Consider the following 21,347-nt stretch of genomic DNA (forward strand, 5'->3'; position numbering starts at 1 on the left):
CCACTAGGCTGAGGTCGCATACCCACCCGTCTGTCGAAGGAGCACCCATGGCCAGCATCGAGGCCGTCGGCGCCCGCGAGATCCTGGACTCGCGCGGCAACCCCACTGTCGAGGTCGAGGTCGCCCTCGACGACGGCACCCTCGCCCGTGCGGCCGTCCCCTCGGGCGCCTCCACCGGCGCGTTCGAGGCCGTCGAGCGCCGCGACTCCGACAACCCCCGCTACGGCGGCAAGGGTGTCGAGGGCGCGGTCAACGCGGTGATCGACGACATCGCCCCGGAGCTCATCGGCTTCGAGGCCTCCGAGCAGCGCCTGGTCGACCAGGCCCTCATCGACCTCGACGGCACGCCCAACAAGGGCAAGCTCGGCGCGAACGCGATCCTCGGCGTCTCGCTCGCCGTGGCGAAGGCCGCGGCCGACTCGGCCGAGCTGCCGCTGTTCCGCTACGTCGGCGGCCCCAACGCGCACGTGCTGCCCGTGCCGATGATGAACATCCTCAACGGCGGGTCGCACGCGGACTCGAACGTCGACATCCAGGAGTTCATGGTCGCCCCGATCGGCGCCACGACGTTCCGCGAGGCGCTGCGCACCGGCACCGAGGTGTACCACTCCCTCAAGTCCGTGCTGAAGGGCAAGGGCCTGGCGACGGGCCTCGGCGACGAGGGCGGCTTCGCCCCCAACCTGGGCTCGAACCGCGAGGCGCTCGACCTCATCCTCGTCGCGATCGAGAAGGCCGGCTTCGTGCCCGGCCAGGACGTCGCGCTCGCGCTCGACGTCGCGTCGACCGAGTTCTTCAAGGACGGCGCGTACCAGTTCGAGGGCGCCGCGAAGACGCCCGCCGAGATGATCGCGTTCTACGAGCAGCTCGTCGCGGACTACCCGCTGGTCTCGATCGAGGACCCGCTGTCCGAGGACGAGTGGGACTCGTGGGCCGAGCTCGTCGGCAAGGTCGGCGACAAGGTGCAGATCGTCGGCGACGACCTGTTCGTCACCAACCCGGAGCGCCTCGCCAAGGGCATCGCGCTCAAGGCCGCGAACTCGCTGCTCGTCAAGCTCAACCAGATCGGCACGCTCACCGAGACGCTCGACGCGGTGACGCTGGCGCAGCGCTCCGGCTTCACCACGATGACCTCGCACCGCTCCGGCGAGACCGAGGACACGACGATCGCGGACCTGTCCGTCGCGACGAACGCCGGCCAGATCAAGACCGGTGCGCCCGCCCGCGGCGAGCGCATCAACAAGTACAACCAGCTCCTGCGCATCGAGGAGGAGCTGGACGACGCCGGTGTCTACGCCGGTCGCAGCGCCTTCCCGCGCTTCCAGGCCTGACGTCCCGCGACGCAGCCCGCACCGACGCCCGGTCCGCCCTCGTGGCGGGCCGGGCGTCGGCGTCCGCGGACCGTCCCGGACGTAAAGGTTCCGTGCACAGGCGCCGGCGCCGGGCGCGGCGTCCGCGCGGAAGCCGGGCCCCGGCGGCACAATCGGGCCCATGCCCGCGCCCCGTCGTCCCGTCGTGCCCGGTGGGCCCGGTGGGCCCGGACGCCGGCCCGCGCGCGAGCAGACGCCGTCCGGCCCGGTCCCGCACACCGGCCGCGGCACCGGTGCGGCGCGCCCCGCGTCGCCCGGGCGCACCGGCGCACCGCGCACCGGCCGGCCGGCCGCACCGCGGTCCGGTCCCGTGCCGAAGGTCGCCCCCCTCCCGGGCGCGTCGAGCCGCCCCGGCGGCAACCGTCCCGCGGGCCGCCCCGCAGGCGGGCCCGGTCCGGGCTCCCGACCGGGGACGCCGCCGCGCGGCACCCCGCGGGCGGCGCGCTCCCAGGTGCCGGTCCCGCGCATGTTCACCGTGCGGACCATGGTGTTCTCCCTGGTCGTGCTGCTCGCGTTCGTGCTCGTGTACCCGACGCTCAGCTCGTTCCTGCACCAGCGCGCGGAGGTGGAGGCGCTGCGCGAGGAGCACGCCGCCGCGCTCGAGCACAACGAGGACCTCGAGGCCGAGCTGCGGCGCTGGGACGACGACGCGTACGTGATGGCGCAGGCGCGCGAGCGGCTGTCGTTCGTCATGCCGGGGGAGACGGCGTACCGCGTCGTCGACCCCGAGGCGGCGCCGGCGGCGCCCGACCCCGAGCCCGGGTCGCCGGCCACGGTCGAGGGCTCGACCCGGCCCTGGTACAGCACCGTGTGGGAGTCCGTGCAGCAGGCCGGCGGCACGCAGGTGCCGGCCGCGCGGGACGAGGCCGACCCGGCGCCGACGTCCACCGCGCCGCCCGCGCCCACGACCCCCGCGCCCTGAGGCGCGCGCCGCGCACCACGGACGCTCGGTGCCGTCGCGGCATCGGCGACAATGGACGGTCCCCGCACCACCGCGACGACAGGAACGCCCCGTGCCCGCTGACTCGCCGATCCCGGACCCCACCGCGCACCGCGACACGCCCGGCCCGTCCGCCGGTCCCGCGGGCGGCGCCTCCGCGCGGGTGGCCGCGGACGTCACGGACCGGGACGTCCAGGTCCTCACCGAGCAGCTCGGCCGTCCGCCGCGGGGCGTCGTCGGCATCGCCGCGCGGTGCGTGTGCGGACGCCCCCTCGTGGTGCGGACCGCGCCCCGCCTGGACGACGGCACGCCGTTCCCGACCACCTACTACCTGACCAGCCCGCAGGCCGTCGCGGCGGTGAGCACGGTCGAGGCCGGCGGGTACATGAAGGAGCTGACGGCGCGTTTGGCGGAGGACGAGGAGCTCGCGGCGGGCCACCGCCGCGCGCACGAGGCGTACCTCGCGGACCGGGAGGCCATCGCGCACGTCCCGGAGATCGCGGGCATCTCCGCGGGCGGCATGCCGCACCGGGTGAAGTGCCTGCACGTGCTCGTCGCGCACGCGCTCGCCGCCGGGCCGGGCGTGAACCCGGTGGGCGACGAGGTGCTCGCGCTCGTCGCCGACCGGTGGCGTCCGGACCGCTGCACCTGCTGAGCCGGCGTCGTCGCGGGCGCGCACCGGCCGCCGCGCCCGGCACGACCGCGCCCGGACGGGATGACACGATGTGCCGGTGACGCGTGTGGCTGCCATCGACTGCGGGACCAACTCCATCCGTCTGCTCGTCGCGGACGTCGACCCCGGGGCCGGCACGCTGGTCGACCTGGAGCGCAGCAACGAGGTCGTGCGCCTGGGCCAGGGCGTCGACCGCACGGGGCGGCTCGCGCCCGAGGCCCTGGCCCGCACGCTCGACGCGGCACGTCGGTACCACGACGTGTGCACCGACCTCGGGGTGGAGGCGATCCGGTTCGTCGCGACGTCTGCCACGCGCGACGCCGAGAACCGCGCGGACTTCGTCACCGGGGTGCGCGACGCCCTGGGCGTCGAGCCCGAGGTCGTCGGCGGCGACGAGGAGGCGCGGCTGTCGTTCCGCGGGGCGACGGGCGTGCTCGCGAGCCGGTTCGACGGCCCGTTCCTGGTCGTCGACCTGGGCGGCGGCTCCACCGAGCTCGTGCTCGGCACGGACGCGCCCGAGGCGGCCCTGTCCATGGACGTCGGGTCGGTGCGCATGACCGAGCGCCACCTGCACACCGACCCGCCGACGCAGGACGAGGTCGCCGCCGCCACGGCGGACGTGCGCGCCGCGCTCGACGCGGCGGCCGCGGTCGTGCCGCTGGGCCGCACCGTGACGCTCGTGGGGCTGGCCGGCTCGATCACGACGATCACCGCGCACGCGCTGCGCCTGCCGGCGTACCAGCGCGAGCACATCGACGGCTCGCGGCTGCCGGTCGACGACGTCCTGGCCGCGTGCGAGGACCTGCTGCACCGCACCCGCGCGCAGCGCTCGGAGCTCCCGTACCTGCACCCGGGACGCGTCGACGTGATCGGCGCGGGCGCCCTGGTGTGGCGCGAGGTCGTCCGGCGCGTCCGGGACGAGGTCGAGGCGGCCGGCGGTGCCCTCAGGCACGTCGTGACGTCGGAGCACGACATCCTCGACGGCATCGCCTGGAGCGTCGCCGAGCGCTGACCGCCCGACCGGGCGCGCCACCCCGGCTCGGCCTCCCGCCCGGGCCGGACGCCCCGAGCGGCGCGTCACCCGCGCCGAGTTCGCCACTCGGGCTCGAGTTCGCCACGCGCGCCTGGCGATCTCGAGGCGGACTGGCGAACTCGGCGGGTGGTCCTGCGAGGGGCCGCGGGCGGCCGGCGCGGGAGCGGACGGGTGCTGCCTGCTGGACGGTAGTGTGGATCACGCAGTAGTGTGCGGTGCGCGGGCGCTGGAGGGGCGCCCGCACCACACGTCCCGCGCGAGCGGGGGAGCGGAGGTCGCGTGGACACCACGCAGCTGCTCAAGGGCGTCCTCGACGTGGCCGTGCTGGCCGTCGTCGCCGAGGAGGACGGGTACGGCTACGACGTCGTGCGCCGGCTCCGCGCCGCCGGCATCGAGGAGGTCGGCGACGCGTCGGTCTACGGGACGCTCCGGCGCCTCTACGCGTCGGGCGCCCTGACGTCGTACGTCGTGCCGAGCGACGAGGGGCCGCACCGCAAGTACTACGGCATCAACGCGCAGGGGCGGGCGCTGCTCGACGCGCAGCGCAAGGACTGGGACGAGTTCGCGGGCACGATGTCGCGCCTGCTGGGGACGGAGGCAGGACGATGAGCGTGCTGGACGCCGGTGTCGCGCGGGACGTCGCCGACTACGCCGCCCGGGTGCGGGCCGCCCTCGCGGACCTCGAGCCGGACCAGGTGGACGACCTGACCGACGGGCTCGAGGCCAACCTCGCGGACGCCCTCGCCGACGACGGGCGGGCGCACCACGGCGGGCTCGTCGAGGAGTTCGGCACGCCGGAGGCCTACGCGGCCGAGCTCCGTGCCGCCGGCGGCATCGCCCCCGCGCGTCCCCGGCACCCGCTCCGGGACGCGCTCGCCGGCCGCTGGCGCGAGGCGCTCGCGATCGACGACGCCGTGCTGGCGGCGCTGCGCGCCAAGCGTGGGTGGCGGCCCGTCGAGGACCTGCTCGTCTCCGTGCGCCCGGCGTGGTGGGTGCTGCGCGGGTGGGCGGTCGCGCAGGTCCTCCTGCGGGTCACGGACCTCGAGCCCGCGACACCGTGGTGGCTGCCCCGGTCGCTGCCGGGCTGGCTGCTGCTGGGTGCCGCCGTCGTGGCCAGCGTCCAGTGGGGACGTGGCCGGTGGGTCGCGCGCGGCGCGTGGCACGGCGTGGTGTCGCTGCTGAGCGCCGGGGCCGCCCTGGCCGCGGTCGTGCTCCTGGTGTGGCTGCCCACCCAGCAGCGGGAGCGCGACGGGTGGATGCAGGACCTCCGCGCGGCGAGCCCGGCGGACGGCGTCGTCGTGGACGGCGAGTACGCGACCAACCTGTTCGTGTACGACGCGGACGGCCGCCCGCTCGAGGGCGCGCAGGTCGTCGACCAGGACGGACGGCCCGTCGTGACGGAGCCGTTCGCCGGCGACCTGGCGTCCCAGGGCACCGTGTGGCTCGACGAGGTCCCGGCCGACGCCTACCGCGTCGGCAGCCCGGGCGTCGACGGGAAGCCCCGGTGGAACGCCTACCCGCTGTGGACGGTCCCGATCGGCGCCGTGCAGGACGACCTGGGGCACGGGACGCTGCGCGTGCGTCCGGGGAGCGAGGACGAGCTCCTGCCCGCGGCCTGGCCGTTCGAGCAGGTGCCGGCCGTGCAGCCGTGGGGCGCGGAGGCGAGCGGACCGGGGGGCGCCACCCCGACCCCGACGGCCGCGCCGGACGCGACCCCCGGGGCCACGTCGACGCCACCCGCCGCCGGTTCGCCGGACGCGACGCCGCCGGACGCGACGCCGCCGGACACGACGCAGCCGGACGCGACGCAGCCCGGCGACGACGCACCGGGCGGCGCGGCGGGCTGACCCGCGCCGCCGGTCCGGCCGCGCGCGGCACCGGCGGGTGGCTCCGCGTCCGGGGGCGGGAGCGCGGGAACCGGATGCGGGACGCCGTCGTTTGCCTAGCCTGGAAGTCCCCGTCCCCCCATGACCCGGAAAGGCCATGACCGCCGACACCTGGGCCGACATCGGCCTCGTCCTGCTGTTCATCCTCGTCGGCGGCGTGTTCGCCGGCACCGAGCTCGCCCTGGTCTCGCTGCGGGAGTCGCAGCTCGTCCAGCTCGAGAAGCAGTCGGCGCGCGGGGCGCGCGTCGCCTCCGTGGCGCGCAACCCGAACCGCTTCCTCGCGGCCGTGCAGATCGGCGTCACCGTGGCCGGGTTCTTCTCGGCCGCGTTCGGCGCCTCGACGCTCGCGCCGTCGGCCGCGCCCCTGTTCGAGGCCCTCGGCCTGAACCGGGGGACCGCCGAGGGCGTCGCGCTCGTCGTCCTCACGCTCGTCATCGCGTACCTGTCGCTCGTGCTCGGCGAGCTGGTGCCCAAGCGCATCGCGATGCAGCAGAGCCAGCGCGTCGCGCTCGCGGTGGCGCCGCCCCTCGACAAGTTCGCCGTGGCGATGACCCCGGTGATCTGGCTGCTGTCGAAGAGCACCGACGGCGTCGTGCGCCTGTTCGGCCTCGACCCGAAGGCGACCGGTGAGCAGATCACCGACGAGGAGCTGCGCGACCTGGTCCGCAGCCACCCCGACCTGCCGGAGGACGAGCGCCGGCTCATCGACGACGTCTTCTCCGCCGGTGACCGCTCGCTCGTCGAGGCCATGCGCCCGCGCGGCGACGTGCAGTTCCTCGCCGCGGACGCACCGATCGCGCAGGCCGCGCGCACGGTCGGCGACCTGCCGTACTCGCGCTACCCGGTGACGGGCGAGGACTTCGACGACATCGTCGGCTTCGTGCACGTGCGCGACCTGCTGGCGCCCGTGGCGCGCGCGGTGCGCGAGGCGGACGAGGACCCGGACGCCCACGGGCGCGCCGGTGTCGTCGAGGCGATCGTCGAGGTGGCGGCGACGACCGTGCGGGACGTCACCCGCCCGATCCTGTCGCTGCCCGGCACGAACGCGGTGCTGCCGACCCTGTCGCTCATGCGCCGCACGGGCTCGCACATCGCCGTCGTCGTCGACGAGTACGGCGGCACCGACGGCATCGTCACGCTCGAGGACCTGCTCGAGGAGCTGGTCGGCGAGATCGTCGACGAGTACGACCTGGTGCCCGCCACCGTGGTGGGCAGCGAGGCCGTCGACGCGGGCCTGACGCTCGAGGAGTTCGCCTCCCGGACGGGCGTCACGCTGCCCGAGGGGCCCTACGAGACCGTCGCCGGGTTCGTGCTGGCCGCGCTCGGGCGCATCCCCGACGCCGGTGCCGCCGTGGACGTCCCCGCGGTCGACGTCGGCGAGCACCGCGAGGACGCCGCCCCGTCCGCGCCGGTCCGGCTCGTCGTCGTCGAGGTGGACCGCCGGCGCATCACGCAGGTGCGCGTCGAGCGGCTGGCCGAGGCGCAGGACGCGCCGGACCGCGGGGGGGACGACGACGCGCCGGCCGCGGCCGACGAGGCCGGCGGGAGGGCAGAGCAGGTCCTGCCCGAGGCCGCGGTCGCCCGCTCCGAGGCGGACGGACGCGGCGCGGCCGGCTGACGACCTCACGCCCGGGGCCCGGCCGGTGTGCGCACCGTCACCGGGCTCCGGGCACGCGCGTGCCCGTGACCGGCCCTACCGTTAGCCCTATGGCTCAGACGTCCACTCCTGCGGTCGGCGCGGCGTCCGCGTCCGGCAAGCTGATGCCGGCGCCCGAGGGCAAGCCGCGCAAGGTCCCGCGCGTCGTCGTCCTCGGTGGCGGCACGGTCGGCCTGTACTCCGCCCGCCGGCTGCGCAAGCGCCTGGGCAAGCGGGACGCGGCGATCGTCGTCGTCGACCCGCGCCCGTACATGACGTACGCGCCGTTCCTCCCCGAGGCGGCCGCCGGCTCGATCGACCCGCGCAACGTCGTCGCCCCGCACCGCCGGGCCCTCAAGGGCATCGACGTGCTGCAGGGTCACGTCACGCAGATCGAGCACGCCAACCGCCGGGTGCAGATCACCCCGGTCGAGGGCGAGCCGTACTGGGTCACCTACGACCACCTCGTCGTCGGCCTCGGGTCGGTCGCCCGCACGCTGCCCATCCCGGGCCTGGCGGAGCAGGGCATCGGCTTCAAGAACGTCGAGGAGGCCATCGCGCTGCGCAACCACGTGCTGGGCCGCATCGACGTCGCCTCGAGCACGTGGGACCCCGAGCTGCGCAAGAAGATGCTGACGTTCGTCTTCGTCGGCGGCGGCTTCGCGGGCATCGAGGCGCTGGCCGAGATCGAGGACATGGCCCGCTACGCGGTCCAGCACTACCGGCAGATCGAGCAGGAGGAGCTGCGCTTCGTCCTGGTCGAGGGCAGCCCGCGCATCCTCCCCGAGGTGAGCGAGGAGCTCGGCGGCTACACCCTCGAGCAGCTGCGCAAGCGCAACATCGAGATCTTCCTGTCGACGTTCCTCAACTCCTGCGTCGACGGGCACATCGTGCTGTCGAACGGCACCGAGTTCGACGCCGAGACGGTCGTGTGGACCGCGGGCGTCAAGGCGAACCCGGTGCTCAAGGACTCGGACCTGCCGCTGGACAGGATGGGCCGCGTCATCGCGAACGAGTACCTGCAGGTCACGGACGAGAACGGCACGGTCGTCGCCGACGCGTACGCCGCGGGTGACTGCGCCGCCGTCCCGGACCTGTTCAACCCGGGCAAGACCTGCCCGCCGAACGCCCAGCACGCGCTGCGCCAGGGCAACCACATCGGCGACAACCTCGCCGTCGTGCTCCGCTCGGGCCAGCCGACGCCGTACAAGCACAAGAACGTGGGCGCGGTCGCCTCGCTCGGCATGTACAAGGGCGTGGCGCAGATGTTCGGCCGGATCAAGGTCCGCGGCTTCCTCGCGTGGGTCCTGCACCGCACGTACCACGTGTTCGCGATGCCGACCGTGAACCGCAAGATCCGCATCATGGCGGGCTGGACCGGCGCCCTGCTGCTGCGTCGCGAGGTCGTCGCGCTCGGCTCGCTGCACGACCCGCGCGCGGAGTTCCGCGCCGCGGCGGTGCCGCCGAAGCCGAAGGTCGAGCAGACGTCGCAGGAGACGGCGCCGACGGACGGCGCGAAGCCCACCGAGTCGCTGCCGCCCTACAAGGCGGAGGAGGGCTCGCCGGCCGCGAAGGCCGACGCGCACGCCGAGAAGAAGTGACGCCGGCGCCCCGCCGGGCGTGACGACGGCCCCGTGACCCGCTGCGGTCACGGGGCCGTCGTGCGTCAGCGTCCCGGCGGGGCGCCGACGTCGCCTGGCACGATGGCGTCCGCGCCCCCGTAGCCCAACCGGCAGAGGCAACCGGCTTAAACCCGGTCCAGTCCGGGTTCGAACCCCGGCGGGGGCACCGCTACATGTCGCAGTCGCAGACGAGGTTGTACTCGACCACCTGCTCGCCGTCCTCCGGGCGCGCCCACGCCTCGGCTTCGGTGCGGGAGGCGAAGCGCCGCCCGGCCAGGCGACCGGTGGGCAGCAGCACCCCGACCTCGACGTGCTCGCGCGGGTCGTCGGCGTCCGCGGCGGGTGCCGCGGCGCCTGCGGTGGGCGTCATGGGGACCTCCGGTGCGGCGGCGCGTGCTCCCTCGACGCTACGCCGCGGCGCCGGATCCGTCAGGCCGGGTCGCGCGGCTGCGGCGTGCCCTCGGGCGACTCGGTCGCCTGCTCGCGCGCCCGCAGCTGGGCCTCCCAGTCCCGGAGCATCTGCTCGTGCAGCGCGTCGGAGCGTCGCTCCTCGGCGCGGCGGCGCTCCTCCTCGGCGGCGTCCTCGCCGAATCGGCGGGGGCGCTCGTGCTCGGGGAAGCCTGCCGTCGCGGTGGACGGCCACGGCACGGCCCGCCGCGGGGTCTGCGGACGGCCGGCGACCAGCCACGCGACCCCGCCGGCGATCGGCAGGAAGACGATGAGGACGATCCACCAGCCCTTGGACAGGTTCCGCACGCGGTCCCCGTCGGACTGGACGCAGTCGATCAGGCAGTAGACGAGCAGGGCGAGCTCGACGACGAACGGCAGGAAGCGCAGCACGAGGTCCCCTCCGACGGGCACGGGTGCGGGCGTGGCGACGGGGGGACGGTAGCGCCGAGCGGGTGGTCCCCGTGGGCGTTCCGCACGGCCGTCCCGCCCTGCGTCACCCGGACGGCCCCGCCCGGCCGCTGCGGCCGGGGTGGTGCGCATCACGGTGGACGAGGTTATGAGGTTAGGCGTGCCTTTGTTAGGTTCGCCTCTGTGGCCGGGGCGCGCACCGGGCACGGCCTCGTCCCACCCACCCCAGGAGACCCACGTGTCCACCCGCCTGCGCGGCGCGGCCCTCGCCGCCGCCGCCGCCCTCGCCCTCGGCGCGTGCGCCGGGACGGCCGGCGCCAGCGACGACGCCGACGCCACCCCCGCGACGGACGCCCCCACGACCGTCACGGTCAGCCACGCCCAGGGCGAGACGGAGGTGCCGTTCCAGCCGGAGACCGTCGTGACGTTCGACCTCGCGTCGCTCTCGACGCTCGACGCCCTCGGCGTCGAGGTGGCCGGCCTGCCCAAGCAGAACCTGCCGGGCGACCTCGCCTCCTACGCGAGCGACGAGTACACCGACGTCGGAACCCTGTTCGAGCCCGACTACGAGGTCGTCAACGGGCTCGAGCCGGACCTCATCATCGTCGCCGGCCGCTCGTCCGAGGCGCTGCCGGAGCTCGACAAGATCGCGCCGACGATCGACCTGTCCAACGACTGGGCCGACTTCCACGGGTCCGTCGTCGCCAACAGCGAGGTGCTCGGCGAGATCTTCGGCCTCGAGGACGAGGTCGCGCAGATGGCCGCCGACCTCGACGCGTCGATCGAGGAGGTGCGCGCCGCCGCGGCGGACGCCGGCACGGGCCTCATCCTGCTCACGGCGGGGGGCAAGGCCACCGCGTACGGACCGGGGTCGCGCTTCGGCTTCCTGCACGACACGCTGGGCGTCGTGCCCGCCGTCGAGGACGTCGAGGCCGCCACGCACGGCGAGGCCGTCTCGTTCGAGTTCGTCGCCGAGGCCGCTCCCGAGTGGCTGTTCGTCCTCGACCGCGACGCGGCGGTCGGCGAGGAGTCGCAGGCCGCGGAGCAGGTGCTCGACAACCCGCTCGTGCACGGCACCCCCGCGTGGCAGCAGGACCACGTCGTCCACCTCGACGGCGCGGCCTGGTACGTCGTCAACGGCGGCCTGCCGACGCTGCAGGGCATGACCGACGAGATCGCGGCCGCCCTCGGCGTGCAGTGACCGCGACCACCCCCGCGACGCGGCCCGTCCCCGGTGCACCCGCCGGGGGCGGGCCGCGGCGTGCCGTCGCCCCGGCACCGGTCGCGGCGCCGGCACCCCGTCGGGGGCGGTGGGTGCTCGTCGCGGCCGCGTGGCTGCTGCCGGCGCTCGCGGTCGTGAGCCTCTTCGTCGGGGTCGCGGACGTCCGGCCCGTCGACCTGCTGCGCCTCGACCCCGACGCGTGGGGACTCGTGGCCGTGAGCCGCGGGCCACGCACGGCGGCGCTGCTGCTGGCGGGTGCGTCGACGGCCGTCGTCGGGACGATCATGCAGATGCTCGCGCGCAACCGGTTCGCCGAGCCCTCGACGACCGGCACCGTGGAGTTCGCCCTCCTGGGCCTGCTCGTCGTCACGATCGCCGCCCCCGCGCTGCCCGTGGCGGCGAAGATCGTCGCCGCGACCGCCTTCGCGCTGGCCGGCACGGCGCTGTTCCTCGCGGTGCTGCGCCGCGTGCCGCTGCGCTCCCCGCTCGTGGTGCCGCTCGTCGGCATCGTGCTGGGCGGGGTCGTCTCCGCCGTCGCCACCTTCATCGCCTACCGCACCGACCTGCTGCAGGCGCTCGGCGCGTGGTCGACGGGCGACTTCTCGGGCGTCCTCGCCGGCCGCTACGAGACGCTGTGGGTCGCCGGTGCGCTGGCCGTCGTCGCGTACGTCGCCGCCGACCGGTTCACGGTCGCGGGCCTCGGCGAGGCCTTCACGACCAACCTCGGCCTGGACCACCGCCGCACCATGGTGCTCGGGCTGGTGCTCGTCTCGGTCGTGTCCGCCGTCGTGGTCGTCACCGTCGGCGTCGTGCCGTTCCTCGGGCTCGTCGTGCCGAACGTCGTGAGCCTGCTGCGCGGCGACGACGTGCGCCGCACGCTGCCGTGGGTCGCGACGCTCGGCGCCGCGCTCGTGCTCGCGTGCGACCTGCTCGGGCGCCTCGTGCGGTACCCGTACGAGGTGCCGGTGGGCGTCGTCGTCGGCGTCGTCGGGTCGGTGCTGTTCCTCTGGCTGCTGCTGCGGCGCGACACCGGGGCCGGTCGTGTCGGCTGACCTCGCCGCGCGCGCCGGCACCGCGCTCCCCGCGGCCGACCGCCGCCGGGCGCGCCCGGGCCTCGCCCTGACCGTCCTCGCCGCGCTCGTCGTCGTCGCGGCCGCCGCGTTCCTCACGGTCGGCGCCACCGGGTCGTGGTCGTTCGTCCTGCCGTTCCGGGCGACGAAGCTCGCGGGCCTGGCCGTGGTCGGGACCGCGGTCGCGGTCGCGACCGTGCTCTTCCAGACCGTCACCGCGAACCGGATCCTCACGCCGTCGCTGCTGGGCATGGACGCGATGTTCACCCTCGTGCAGACGGTGCTCGTGTTCGTGCTCGGCGGCGCGGCGCTGGCCGCGCTGCCGGCGACCGGCATGTTCCTCGGCCAGGTCGTCGTCATGGTCGGGTGCGCCGTCGTTCTGTTCGGGTGGCTGTTCGGGGGGCAGCGGCGCTCGCTGCACCTGCTGCTGCTCGTCGGCGTCGTGCTCGGCACGCTGCTGCGCAGCGCGTCCGGGATGCTGCAGCGGATCATGGACCCGAACGAGTTCGCGGTCCTCACCAACCGGCTGTTCGCGTCGTTCAACGCGATCGACGACACGCTGCTCGGCATCACGGCCGCGCTCGTCGCCGCGGGGTGCGCGTTCGCGTGGCACCGCCGGCACGTGCTCGACGTGCTCGCCCTCGGGCGCGAGTGCGCGACGGGCCTCGGCGTGCCGTACCGGCGCGCGGTGCTGGAGGTGCTCGTGGTCGTGGCCGTCCTCGTCTCCGCGTCGACCGCGCTCGTGGGGCCCGTGACGTTCCTCGGCCTGCTCGTCGCGAACGTCGCGTACGTCGTGCTCGGCACGCACCAGCACCGCTGGGTGCTGCCGGGCGCGGCGCTGGTCTCGACGCTCTTCCTCGTCGCCGGGCAGGTCGTGCTCGAGCACGCGCTCGGCTTCGACACGAGCCTCGGCGTCGTCATCGAGCTCGTCGGCGGGGTGCTGTTCCTCGTCCTGCTCGTCCGCGGGGCCGCGCGGTGACCGCGTCCGTCCCCCCGTCCGTCCGTCCGAAGGAGCACCCGTGATCGAGGTCCGCGGCGTCACGAAGCGCTACGGCGCCACCACGGTCGTCGACGACGTCTCGCTCGACGTGCCGGACGGCGGGCTGGTCGCCCTCATCGGCCCGAACGGCGCCGGCAAGTCCACGCTGCTGTCGATCATGTCCCGGCTGCTGCCCGCCGACGCCGGCACGGTCCTCGTCGACGGCATGGACGTGACGACGACGCGCAGCGACGTGCTCGCCCGGCGGCTGGCGATCCTGCGGCAGGACGCGCACGTCGGCTCGCGGCTGACGGTCCGGGACCTCGTGACGTTCGGGCGCTACCCCCACAGCAAGGGCCGGTACACCGTCGAGGACCGTGCGCACGTCGAGCGGGCGCTCGACTTCCTCGACCTGCAGCCGTTCGCGGACCGGTTCCTCGACGAGCTGTCGGGCGGGCAGCGCCAGCGCGCGTTCGTCGCGATGGTGCTGTGCCAGGACACCGACCACGTGCTGCTCGACGAGCCGCTGAACAACCTCGACCTGCGGCACGCGGTGGGCATGATGCGCCTGCTGCGCCGCGCGACCGACGAGCTCGGCAAGACGGTCGTCGTCGTGCTGCACGACATCAACGTCGCGTCGTGCTGGTCCGACCGGATCGTCGCGATGAAGGACGGGCGGGTCGCGCACGACGGGCCGCCGGCCGAGGTCGTGCGGCCCGAGGTGCTGTCCGACGTCTACGACCTCGACGTCGCGGTGCACGAGCTGGACGGGCAGCTCATCGGCACGTACTACCGCTGACCGGGGTCAGTCGAGACCCGCCGCGGCCTCCGCGGCCTCGATCTGGGCGGCCCACTCGCGCTTGGCCGCGCGCCAGCCCTCGTCGTCCGCCCCGAGGCGCCAGTAGCCCGAGATGGACAGGTCGCCGCGCGCGACCCGGCGCTCGGCGCGCAGGTAGGCCCGCAGCTCCTTCACCGCACCGGCCTCGCCGTGCACGAACGCGCACACCCGCTCGGTCGGCCAGGTCCACGCGCGCACGGCGTCGACCAGGGCCACGCCGGGCACGCCCGTGCCCGTGTGCACCCAGCGCACCTCGACCCCGGCGGGGGCGTCGAGCGTGATCTCCTCGTCCGCGTCGTGCACCTCGAGGACCGCGAGCCCGACGGCGTCGCGCGGCAGCCGCTCGAGCGCGACGGCGACCGCCGGCAGCGCGCTCGCGTCGCCCACGAGCAGGTGGGACGCCGCGGTCGGGTCGGGCGACCACGCGCCACCGGGGCCGAGCACGAGCACCTCGTCGCCGGGCTGCGCAGCCACCGCCCAGGGACCGGCGAGGCCCTCGTCGCCGTGCACGACGAAGTCCAGGGTCAGCTCGTGCGTCGCGGGGTCGTAGGCGCGCACGGTGTAGGCACGCAGGCGCACCTCCTCGCCGGGCGGGAGGGACGCCTTCAGCGCCTCGCCGTCGATGCGGCCGTCGGGCCCGAGGGGACGCGGTCCGGGCGGGGCGAAGCCGAGCTTGACGTACGAGTCGGCGTGCTCCGGGGTGTCGAACGGCGCCATGCCGGGACCGCCGAGGACGACCCGCGCCAGGCGGGGCGTGAGCCGCTCGGTGCGCACCACCTGCGCCAGCACGGGTGCGGGGCGCCGGCGGGGCGCCGTGGGGGAGGTCTGGGGCGTGGTGGTCGGGGCACTGGAGGACGTCACATAGGTGAGCCTAACCTCCGTCGTGAGGGGAACCCACGGCTGTCCGTCGCTCCCGGCAGCGCCCGTGCGACGATGGCGACGCAGGTCACACCCGCAGTCCGGGAACCTGTTGCCGCAGGCACACGTTCCGCGATCGACCACCCCGTCCCAGCCCGGACCGGCGCGCGTGCCGGCCGCCCACGGAGGACCCATGTCCCGGCTCGCCCGGCTGTCGCTCGCCAACCGGTCCGTCGTCGCGCTGATCACCGTGGCGATCGCGGTGTTCGGCTGGATCAGCCTCGGCTCCCTGAAGTCCGAGCTCATCCCGTCGCTGCAGATCCCCACGGCCGTCGTCGTCGCGGTCGACCCCGGCTCGTCGCCGCAGCTCGTCGAGCAGCAGCTCACCGAGCCGATCGAGCAGGCGATCTCGGCCGTCGACGACGTGGAGTCGGTGACGTCGACGTCCGCGACCTCGGTGTCGACGACGACCGTCGAGCTCACCTACGGCATCGACGTCGAGGGTGCGGCGGGCGACGTCCAGCGGGCCGTCGACCGCATCCGCTCGCAGCTGCCCGAGGGTGTCGAGCCGACCGTCATCACCGGCTCGATCGAGGACCTCCCGGTCGTCCAGCTCGCCGTCGCCGGCACGCCCGACGACGTGGCCGACGGTGAGGACCCGCAGGCCGCGCTCGCCCGCGTGGTCGAGGAGACCGTCGTGCCCCGCCTCGAGCAGGTCGAGGGCGTGCGCGACGTGACCCTCTCGGGCGTCGCCGACGAGGCCGTCACCGTCACGCTCGACCTGCCCGCGCTCACCGCCGCCGGCCTGTCGCCCACCGCGGTGCAGTCCGTGCTGGAGGACAACGGGGTGGTCCTGCCCACCGGCACCGTCGAGGACGGGGACCTGACGCTGTCGGTGCAGGCGGGCTCCGAGATCACGTCGGTGGAGGACCTCGAGGGGCTGCCCCTGCTCGGCTCGGCCACCGGTGCGCCGGTCGCGCTCGGCGACGTCGCCGACGTCGTCGTCGCCCCCGTCCCGGCCACGTCCTTCTCGCGCCTGGACGGCGAGCCGGCGCTCGCCGTCGCCCTGACGAAGACGCCCGCGGGCAACACCGTCGACGTGTCGCACGGCGCGCAGGAGGCGGTCGACGAGCTGCGCGCGCAGCTCGGCGACGGCGTCGACGTCGAGGTCGTGTTCGACCAGGCCCCGTTCATCGAGGAGTCGATCGAGGGCCTCGCCACCGAGGGCGGCCTGGGCCTCGTGTTCGCGGTCGTCGTGATCCTGCTGTTCCTGCGCTCGCTGCGCTCGACGCTCGTCTCGGCGATCTCGATCCCGCTGTCCCTGCTCGTCACGTTCATCGGGCTGCGGGTCGGCGGGTACTCCCTCAACATCCTCACGCTGGGCGCGATGACCATCGCGATCGGGCGCGTCGTGGACGACTCGATCGTCGTCATCGAGAACATCAAGCGGCACCTGTCGTACGGCGAACCCAAGCGCGAGGCGATCACGACGGCCGTGCGGGAGGTGGCGGCCGCCATCACCGCAGCCACCGTGGCGACCGCGGCGGTGTTCCTGCCGATCGCGCTGGTCGGCGGCATGGTCGGCGAGCTGTTCCGGCCGTTCGCCGTGACGACCGCGGTGGCGCTCGCGGCGTCGCTGCTCGTGTCGCTGACGATCGTCCCCGTCCTGGCCTACTGGTTCGTGCGCGCCGACGGCGCGGACGCCGCGCAGGCGGAGCAGCAGCGCCACGCGGCCGAGGAGAAGGAGCGGCGCGGCCTGCTGCAGCGCGGCTACCTCGCGACGCTGCGCGGCTCGCTCGCGCACCCGGTGCTGACGGTCCTCGCCGCGGTCGCGGTGCTCGCCGGCACGGTCGGCCTGTCGACCCGCCTGGAGACGAACTTCCTCGGGGACGCCGGCCAGGACACGCTCACCGTGACGGAGACGTTCCCCGCGGGCACGTCGCTGGACGCGCAGGACGCCGCGGCCCGCGAGACCGAGGACGCGCTGCTCGGCGTCGACGGCGTCGAGACCGTGCAGACCACGGTCGGGTCCGCGGGCGGGCTGGAGTCGGCGTTCGGCGGCGGGTCCACCCCGCGCGCCACGTACGCGCTCACGCTCGCGCCCGACGGCGACAACGCCGCCGTCGAGGCGGACGTGCGCGACGCGGTCGGCGGCCTGACGGACGGCACCCACGGGGACGTCGTCGTGGCGGGCGCCGACGCGGCCTTCGGCTCCTCCACGGTGGACGTCGTCGTGCAGGCGGACGACACCGACGAGCTCGCGGACCTGGCGTCGCGCGTCCAGGAGGCCGTCGAGGGGGTCGAGGGCACGACCGACGTGACGAACAACCTCTCCGCGGCCCAGCCGACGGTGCAGGTGACGGTGGACCGCGAGGCGGCCGCCGCGGCGGGCCTCACCGAGACGGCGGTCGTCGGCACGGTGGCCGGGCTGCTCAGCCCGCAGCCCGTGGGCACGGTCGACCTCGGCAACGGCCCGCTCGACGTGACGGTCGTCGCGACCGCCGCCCCCGGCACCGTGGACGAGCTCGAGCAGCTCGTGCTGCCGACGCCCGCGGGCGTCGTCCCGCTCACCGCGGTCGCGAGCGTCGAGACGGTCGAGGTGCCGGTGTCCGTCACCCGCATCGACGGGCGTCGTGCGGCGACCGTCTCCGCGACGCCCGAGGGGCAGGACCTGGGCGCCCTCACCGAGCGCCTGCGCACCGCGCTCGAGGACGTCGACGTGCCTGCCGGCGCGAGCGTGGAGGTCGGCGGCGTCGCGGCCGACCAGGAGGAGGCGTTCGCCGACCTCGGGCTCGCGCTGCTCGTGGCGATCGCGATCGTCTACGTCGTCATGGTCGCGACGTTCCGGTCGCTGCTGCAGCCGGTGATCCTCATGGTGTCGGTGCCGTTCGCGGCGACGGGCGCGCTGATCGGCCTGCTGCTCACGGGCACGCCGCTCGGCGTCCCGGCGCTCATCGGCGTGCTCATGCTGGTCGGCATCGTCGTGACGAACGCGATCGTCCTCATCGACCTCGTGAACCAGTACCGGGAGCGGGGCCGGGACCTCGACGACGCGGTCATGGAGGGCTCGCGCAAGCGTCTGCGGCCGATCGTCATGACCGCGGCGGCGACGATCTTCGCGCTGCTGCCGATGTCGCTCGGGCTCACCGGTGGCGGCGTGTTCATCTCGCGCCCGCTGGCGATCGTCGTCATCGGCGGCCTGTTCACCTCGACGCTGCTCACGCTCGTGCTCGTGCCGGTGCTCTACACGCTCGTGGTCCGGGCGCAGGACCGGGGGCGCGACCGCCGGCAGGAGCGGGCGCGCCGGCGCGCGGCGGCGAAGGGTGCGCCGCACCCGGCGAAGCACGCGGCCTGACCCGGCACGACGACGGCGCGCCGCCACCCCCCTCCGGGGTGACGGCGCGCCGTCGTGCTGCACCGGGTGCCGGCCCCTCCGGCCGGCACCGCGGGGTCAGGCGTCGCGCGTGCGCAGCCGCACGGCCGCGGCGACGAGGAGGACGGCGACCCAGCCGAGCAGGATGCCGTAGCCGCCCCAGGGGCCGGGCTGGAACGCGACGGGCATGAACTCGCCCATCTGCTCGAGCTGCTCCGGCGTGGAGGCGATCGCCGCACCCGCGGTCGCGGGCAGCAGCGGGCGGACGTACTCCAGCGGCTCCCACGGGATGAGGTTGAGCGCGTTCTCGATGACGAGGACGAGCCCGATGACGAGCGAGACCGTCGCCGCGGTGTTGCGCAGCAGCGCGCCCACGGCGAGGGCGAACAGCGCCAGCGCCGTGACGTAGAGCGGGCCGCCGAGGACGATGCGGGGCACGTCCGGCGCGTTCCAGTCCGGTGCGAGCGCCGGCACGATCGCGCCGCCGAGCAGCAGCGACAGCCCCGTGGCCACCGTCGTGACGACGAACGTGACCGCGGCGACCACGACCACCTTCGCCGCGAGGACGGGCAGCCGCGTCGGCACCGCCGTGAGCGTCGAGCGCAGCGAGCCGGTCGCGTACTCGCCGGTGACGGTCAGGGCCGCGAGGACGACGAACGCGAGCGGGCCGATGATCAGGCCGGGCTGCAGCAGCGACGACACGAGCGCGGCGGACCCGTCGGCCTGGCCCTCGAGCTGCTCGGGGAACTCCTTCACCGAGATCGCGCCGATCGCCGCGAAGCCGACGAGGAGCACCACCGCCAGCCCGAGCGTCCAGTACGTCGAGCGCAGGCTCCAGAGCTTGATCCACTCGGCGCGCACGACGCGGGGGAACGTGACGCGGGCGCCGTCGAGGGTGCTGCGCGGGCGGCGGGCGCCGTCGGCGGGTGCCGGGGCGGTCGTCGTGGCGGTCATCGGGCCACCTCCGTGGCGGTCAGGTCGGTCGGGCTGCCCTGGCCGTCGCCGCCGGAGCGGTACTCGACGACGTCGGCGGTCAGGCTCATGTACGCCTCCTCGAGCGACCCCGACACCGGGGTCAGCTCGTGCAGGACGAGGCGCGCCGCGGCGGCGATCTCGCCGACGGCGGCGGCGTTGGGGCCGTGGACCTCCAGCAGGCCCGGCTCGGGCGCCTCGACGACGACGTCCGGACCGGCCAGGAGGGCCGCCAGCTCCGTGGCGTGCGGCGACCGCACGCGCACCGTGGTGCGGGTCGCGCGGCCGATGACGTCCTGCACGGGGCCCTGCTCGACGATGCGGCCGCGGCCGATCACGAGCAGGTGGTCGGCGGTGACGGCCATCTCGCTCATGAGGTGGGAGGACAGGAAGACGGTGCGGCCCTCGCCGGCCAGGTGCTTCACCAGCGTGCGGACCCACGCGACGCCCTCGGGGTCGAGCCCGTTGACCGGCTCGTCGAGGATCAGGGTGTGCGGGTCGCCGAGCAGCGCGGCGGCGATGCCGAGGCGCTGGCCCATGCCGAGCGAGAAGCCCTTGACGCGCTTGTTCGCGACGGACCCGAGGCCGGCGAGCTCGATGACCTCGTTCACGCGCTTGGTGCCGATGCCGTGCGTCGCGGCGAGCGTGCGCAGGTGCTGGCGCGCGGTGCGGCCCGGGTGGACGGCCTTGGCGTCGAGGAGCGCCCCGACCTCCGTCAGCGGGGCGTGCATGCGGTCGTACCGCGTGCCGGAGACGGTGACGGAGCCGTGGCTGGGGCGGTCCAGGCCGACGACCATGCGCATCGTCGTGGACTTGCCGGCGCCGTTGGGCCCGAGGAAGCCGGTGACGGCGCCCGGACGGACGGTGAAGGAGATGTCGTCGACGGCGGTGGTGCGGCCGTAGCGCTTCGTGAGTGACTGCGCCTCGATCATGGCGCGTGGCTCCCGGGGTAGGCGGTGTGCGGACACCACGACGCTAGGGGCGCACCGGTGGCCGCCGGCACCGTCCGGGGGACCATCCCCGGCCCCGCCGTCTCATCCCCGAGGACGAGCGTCCGTCAGGGTGGGACCAGGGCGGGAACGCGCGGCGGCCCGGCCGCGTTGAGTACGTTGTCGACAAGCATCCCCCGGCCGGTCACGACCAGGAGCACCCATGGCGAACCCCGTCTTCAACAACAGTCCCGTCTTCACGGACCCGCGCCAGCAGCGCCGCGGCGGCCGTCCCGCCCCGCAGGCGCCGACGTTCGGCGCCCCCGTCGCCGACGCCGCCTCGCTCGAGGCGATGTACGACGCACCGGCCGCGACCACGCGCGACACGGGCCGTCTCACCTACGACGACGTCATCGTCAAGACCGGCGGGCTCCTCGCGCTCCTCGTGGCGGTCGCGGCCGTCACGTGGTTCGTCGCCCCCGGCCTGTACATCGTCGGCGCGATCGTCGGCCTCGTCCTCGGTCTGGTCAACGCCTTCAAGCGCAACCCCAGCCCGGCCCTGATCATCGCCTACACGGTCGCCGAGGGCGTCTTCCTGGGTGGCATCAGCTACGTCTTCCAGAACATGCTCGTCCCGGCGGGCAACGGCGAGCTCGTCTCGGCCCAGCCGATCGTGCTGCAGGCCGTCCTCGCGACCGTCGCCACGTTCGCGGCATCGCTGTGGCTGTACCGCTCGGGCCGCGTGCGCGTGACCGCGAAGTCGATGCGCTTCCTGCTCATCGCGATGATCGGCTACGCGCTGTTCTCGCTCGTGAACGTCGTCCTGATGTTCGTGATGCCGAGCAGCGAGATGTTCGGGCCGCTGCGGGGTGGCTGGATCGGCGTCCTCGTCGGCCTCTTCGCCGTCGGCCTCGCGGCGTTCAGCCTCATCGTCGACTTCGACGCCATCAAGCGCGGTGTCGAGCAGGGCGCCCCGCGCAGCTTCGCGTGGACCGCGGCGTTCGGCCTCATCGTCACGCTGGTCTGGCTGTACCTGGAGTTCCTGCGGCTGTTCGCGATCTTCAGCAGCAACGACTGACGCGGCGGCTCCG

General features: G+C 74.8%; 19 protein-coding genes and 1 tRNA gene. 15 read left to right on the top strand and 5 right to left on the bottom strand.

All coding sequences use genetic code 11. From position 1 onward, the window contains the following. The first annotated feature begins 47 nt into the window (after positions 1–47). The 9 genes from eno (at position 48) to FB586_RS07830 (ending at position 9,323) form a co-directional block, all read left to right on the top strand. On the top strand, positions 48–1,328 hold the full coding sequence (gene eno / locus FB586_RS07790; protein WP_136518733.1) for a phosphopyruvate hydratase: 1,281 nt from the start codon (positions 48–50) through the stop codon (positions 1,326–1,328). Between the two features lie 523 nt (positions 1,329–1,851). Continuing rightward, entirely contained in the window at positions 1,852–2,289 is a 438-nt protein-coding gene (locus FB586_RS07795) for an FtsB family cell division protein (RefSeq protein ID WP_246036628.1), read from the top strand. Positions 2,290–2,470: 181 nt separating this feature from the next. Further along, a complete protein-coding gene (locus FB586_RS07800) occupies positions 2,471–2,962 on the top strand; it encodes a DUF501 domain-containing protein (RefSeq protein ID WP_246036655.1) in 492 nt (163 codons plus the stop codon). Between the two features lie 76 nt (positions 2,963–3,038). After that, positions 3,039–3,992 (top strand): Ppx/GppA phosphatase family protein, encoded by a 954-nt coding sequence (locus FB586_RS07805; protein ID WP_136518735.1) that lies wholly within the window; start codon positions 3,039–3,041, stop codon positions 3,990–3,992. Between the two features lie 300 nt (positions 3,993–4,292). Then, a complete protein-coding gene (locus FB586_RS07810) occupies positions 4,293–4,622 on the top strand; it encodes a PadR family transcriptional regulator (RefSeq protein ID WP_136518736.1) in 330 nt (109 codons plus the stop codon). Then, positions 4,619–5,860, top strand: coding sequence for a hypothetical protein (locus tag FB586_RS07815; RefSeq protein WP_136518737.1), 1,242 nt, complete (start codon positions 4,619–4,621; stop codon positions 5,858–5,860). The genes FB586_RS07810 and FB586_RS07815 overlap by 4 nt, the downstream gene beginning before the upstream one ends. Before the next feature lie 136 nt (positions 5,861–5,996). Continuing rightward, a complete protein-coding gene (locus FB586_RS07820; RefSeq protein WP_136518738.1) occupies positions 5,997–7,517 on the top strand; it encodes a hemolysin family protein in 1,521 nt (506 codons plus the stop codon). An 89-nt stretch (positions 7,518–7,606) separates the two neighbouring features. Continuing rightward, a complete protein-coding gene (locus FB586_RS07825; RefSeq protein WP_370741054.1) occupies positions 7,607–9,136 on the top strand; it encodes an NAD(P)/FAD-dependent oxidoreductase in 1,530 nt (509 codons plus the stop codon). A 113-nt stretch (positions 9,137–9,249) separates the two neighbouring features. Beyond that, a tRNA-Leu gene (locus tag FB586_RS07830) sits at positions 9,250–9,323 on the top strand. A 3-nt stretch (positions 9,324–9,326) separates the two neighbouring features. On the opposite strand, the gene FB586_RS07835 is transcribed toward FB586_RS07830, so the two are convergent. Next, positions 9,327–9,527, bottom strand: a complete 201-nt coding sequence (locus tag FB586_RS07835; RefSeq protein WP_136518739.1) for a hypothetical protein — start codon at positions 9,525–9,527, stop codon at positions 9,327–9,329. Between the two features lie 59 nt (positions 9,528–9,586). After that, positions 9,587–10,018, bottom strand: coding sequence for a PLD nuclease N-terminal domain-containing protein (locus FB586_RS07840; RefSeq protein WP_246036629.1), 432 nt, complete (start codon positions 10,016–10,018; stop codon positions 9,587–9,589). Positions 10,019–10,253: 235 nt separating this feature from the next. On the opposite strand from FB586_RS07840, the gene FB586_RS07845 reads away from it, so the two are divergent. Genes FB586_RS07845 through FB586_RS07860 form a run of 4 tightly spaced genes read left to right on the top strand, consistent with a single transcriptional unit; the run spans position 10,254 to position 14,085 of the window. Further along, on the top strand, positions 10,254–11,216 hold the full coding sequence (locus tag FB586_RS07845) for a siderophore ABC transporter substrate-binding protein (protein WP_246036630.1): 963 nt from the start codon (positions 10,254–10,256) through the stop codon (positions 11,214–11,216). Further along, complete coding sequence (locus FB586_RS07850; protein WP_246036631.1) at positions 11,213–12,289, top strand: ABC transporter permease; 1,077 nt, start codon at positions 11,213–11,215, stop codon at positions 12,287–12,289. The genes FB586_RS07845 and FB586_RS07850 overlap by 4 nt, the downstream gene beginning before the upstream one ends. After that, positions 12,279–13,286, top strand: coding sequence for an iron chelate uptake ABC transporter family permease subunit (locus tag FB586_RS07855; RefSeq protein WP_136518741.1), 1,008 nt, complete (start codon positions 12,279–12,281; stop codon positions 13,284–13,286). Before FB586_RS07850 ends, FB586_RS07855 begins: the two co-directional genes overlap by 11 nt. A gap of 40 nt (positions 13,287–13,326) precedes the next feature. Continuing rightward, the gene (locus FB586_RS07860) at positions 13,327–14,085 is read left to right on the top strand and encodes an iron ABC transporter ATP-binding protein (RefSeq protein WP_136518742.1); all 759 of its coding nucleotides are present in this window, start codon (positions 13,327–13,329) and stop codon (positions 14,083–14,085) included. A gap of 6 nt (positions 14,086–14,091) precedes the next feature. On the opposite strand, the gene FB586_RS07865 is transcribed toward FB586_RS07860, so the two are convergent. After that, the gene (locus tag FB586_RS07865) at positions 14,092–14,985 is read right to left on the bottom strand and encodes a siderophore-interacting protein (RefSeq protein WP_306419153.1); all 894 of its coding nucleotides are present in this window, start codon (positions 14,983–14,985) and stop codon (positions 14,092–14,094) included. Between the two features lie 190 nt (positions 14,986–15,175). Here FB586_RS07865 and FB586_RS07870 point away from each other — a divergent pair, with 190 nt between their 5' ends. Next, the gene (locus FB586_RS07870) at positions 15,176–18,337 is read left to right on the top strand and encodes an efflux RND transporter permease subunit (protein ID WP_136518743.1); all 3,162 of its coding nucleotides are present in this window, start codon (positions 15,176–15,178) and stop codon (positions 18,335–18,337) included. A 96-nt stretch (positions 18,338–18,433) separates the two neighbouring features. Here the strand turns inward: FB586_RS07870 and FB586_RS07875 are convergent, their stop codons facing one another. Both FB586_RS07875 and FB586_RS07880 read right to left on the bottom strand, forming a co-directional pair. Then, a complete protein-coding gene (locus tag FB586_RS07875; protein WP_136518744.1) occupies positions 18,434–19,309 on the bottom strand; it encodes an ABC transporter permease subunit in 876 nt (291 codons plus the stop codon). Continuing rightward, a complete protein-coding gene (locus FB586_RS07880; RefSeq protein WP_136518745.1) occupies positions 19,306–20,259 on the bottom strand; it encodes an ATP-binding cassette domain-containing protein in 954 nt (317 codons plus the stop codon). Before FB586_RS07880 ends, FB586_RS07875 begins: the two co-directional genes overlap by 4 nt. A 220-nt stretch (positions 20,260–20,479) precedes the next feature. On the opposite strand from FB586_RS07880, the gene FB586_RS07885 reads away from it, so the two are divergent. Next, positions 20,480–21,334 carry a Bax inhibitor-1/YccA family protein gene (locus tag FB586_RS07885; protein ID WP_136518746.1) on the top strand — a complete coding sequence of 285 codons (855 nt, stop codon included), beginning with the start codon at positions 20,480–20,482 and terminating at the stop codon, positions 21,332–21,334. Positions 21,335–21,347: the final 13 nt, after the last annotated feature.

This window comes from Cellulomonas telluris (assembly GCF_004886325.1).
GTDB classification, from domain to species: domain Bacteria; phylum Actinomycetota; class Actinomycetes; order Actinomycetales; family Cellulomonadaceae; genus Cellulomonas; species Cellulomonas telluris.

Coding starts and splice junctions, on each gene's coding strand:
- FB586_RS07835 (WP_136518739.1), bottom strand. CDS start 9,527: ATGACGCCCACCGCAGGCGCCGCGGCACCCGCCGCGGACGCCGACGAC.
- eno (WP_136518733.1), top strand. CDS start 48: ATGGCCAGCATCGAGGCCGTCGGCGCCCGCGAGATCCTGGACTCGCGC.
- FB586_RS07825 (WP_370741054.1), top strand. CDS start 7,607: ATGGCTCAGACGTCCACTCCTGCGGTCGGCGCGGCGTCCGCGTCCGGC.
- FB586_RS07880 (WP_136518745.1), bottom strand. CDS start 20,259: ATGATCGAGGCGCAGTCACTCACGAAGCGCTACGGCCGCACCACCGCC.
- FB586_RS07875 (WP_136518744.1), bottom strand. CDS start 19,309: ATGACCGCCACGACGACCGCCCCGGCACCCGCCGACGGCGCCCGCCGC.
- FB586_RS07795 (WP_246036628.1), top strand. CDS start 1,852: ATGGTGTTCTCCCTGGTCGTGCTGCTCGCGTTCGTGCTCGTGTACCCG.
- FB586_RS07815 (WP_136518737.1), top strand. CDS start 4,619: ATGAGCGTGCTGGACGCCGGTGTCGCGCGGGACGTCGCCGACTACGCC.
- FB586_RS07820 (WP_136518738.1), top strand. CDS start 5,997: ATGACCGCCGACACCTGGGCCGACATCGGCCTCGTCCTGCTGTTCATC.
- FB586_RS07885 (WP_136518746.1), top strand. CDS start 20,480: ATGGCGAACCCCGTCTTCAACAACAGTCCCGTCTTCACGGACCCGCGC.
- FB586_RS07870 (WP_136518743.1), top strand. CDS start 15,176: ATGTCCCGGCTCGCCCGGCTGTCGCTCGCCAACCGGTCCGTCGTCGCG.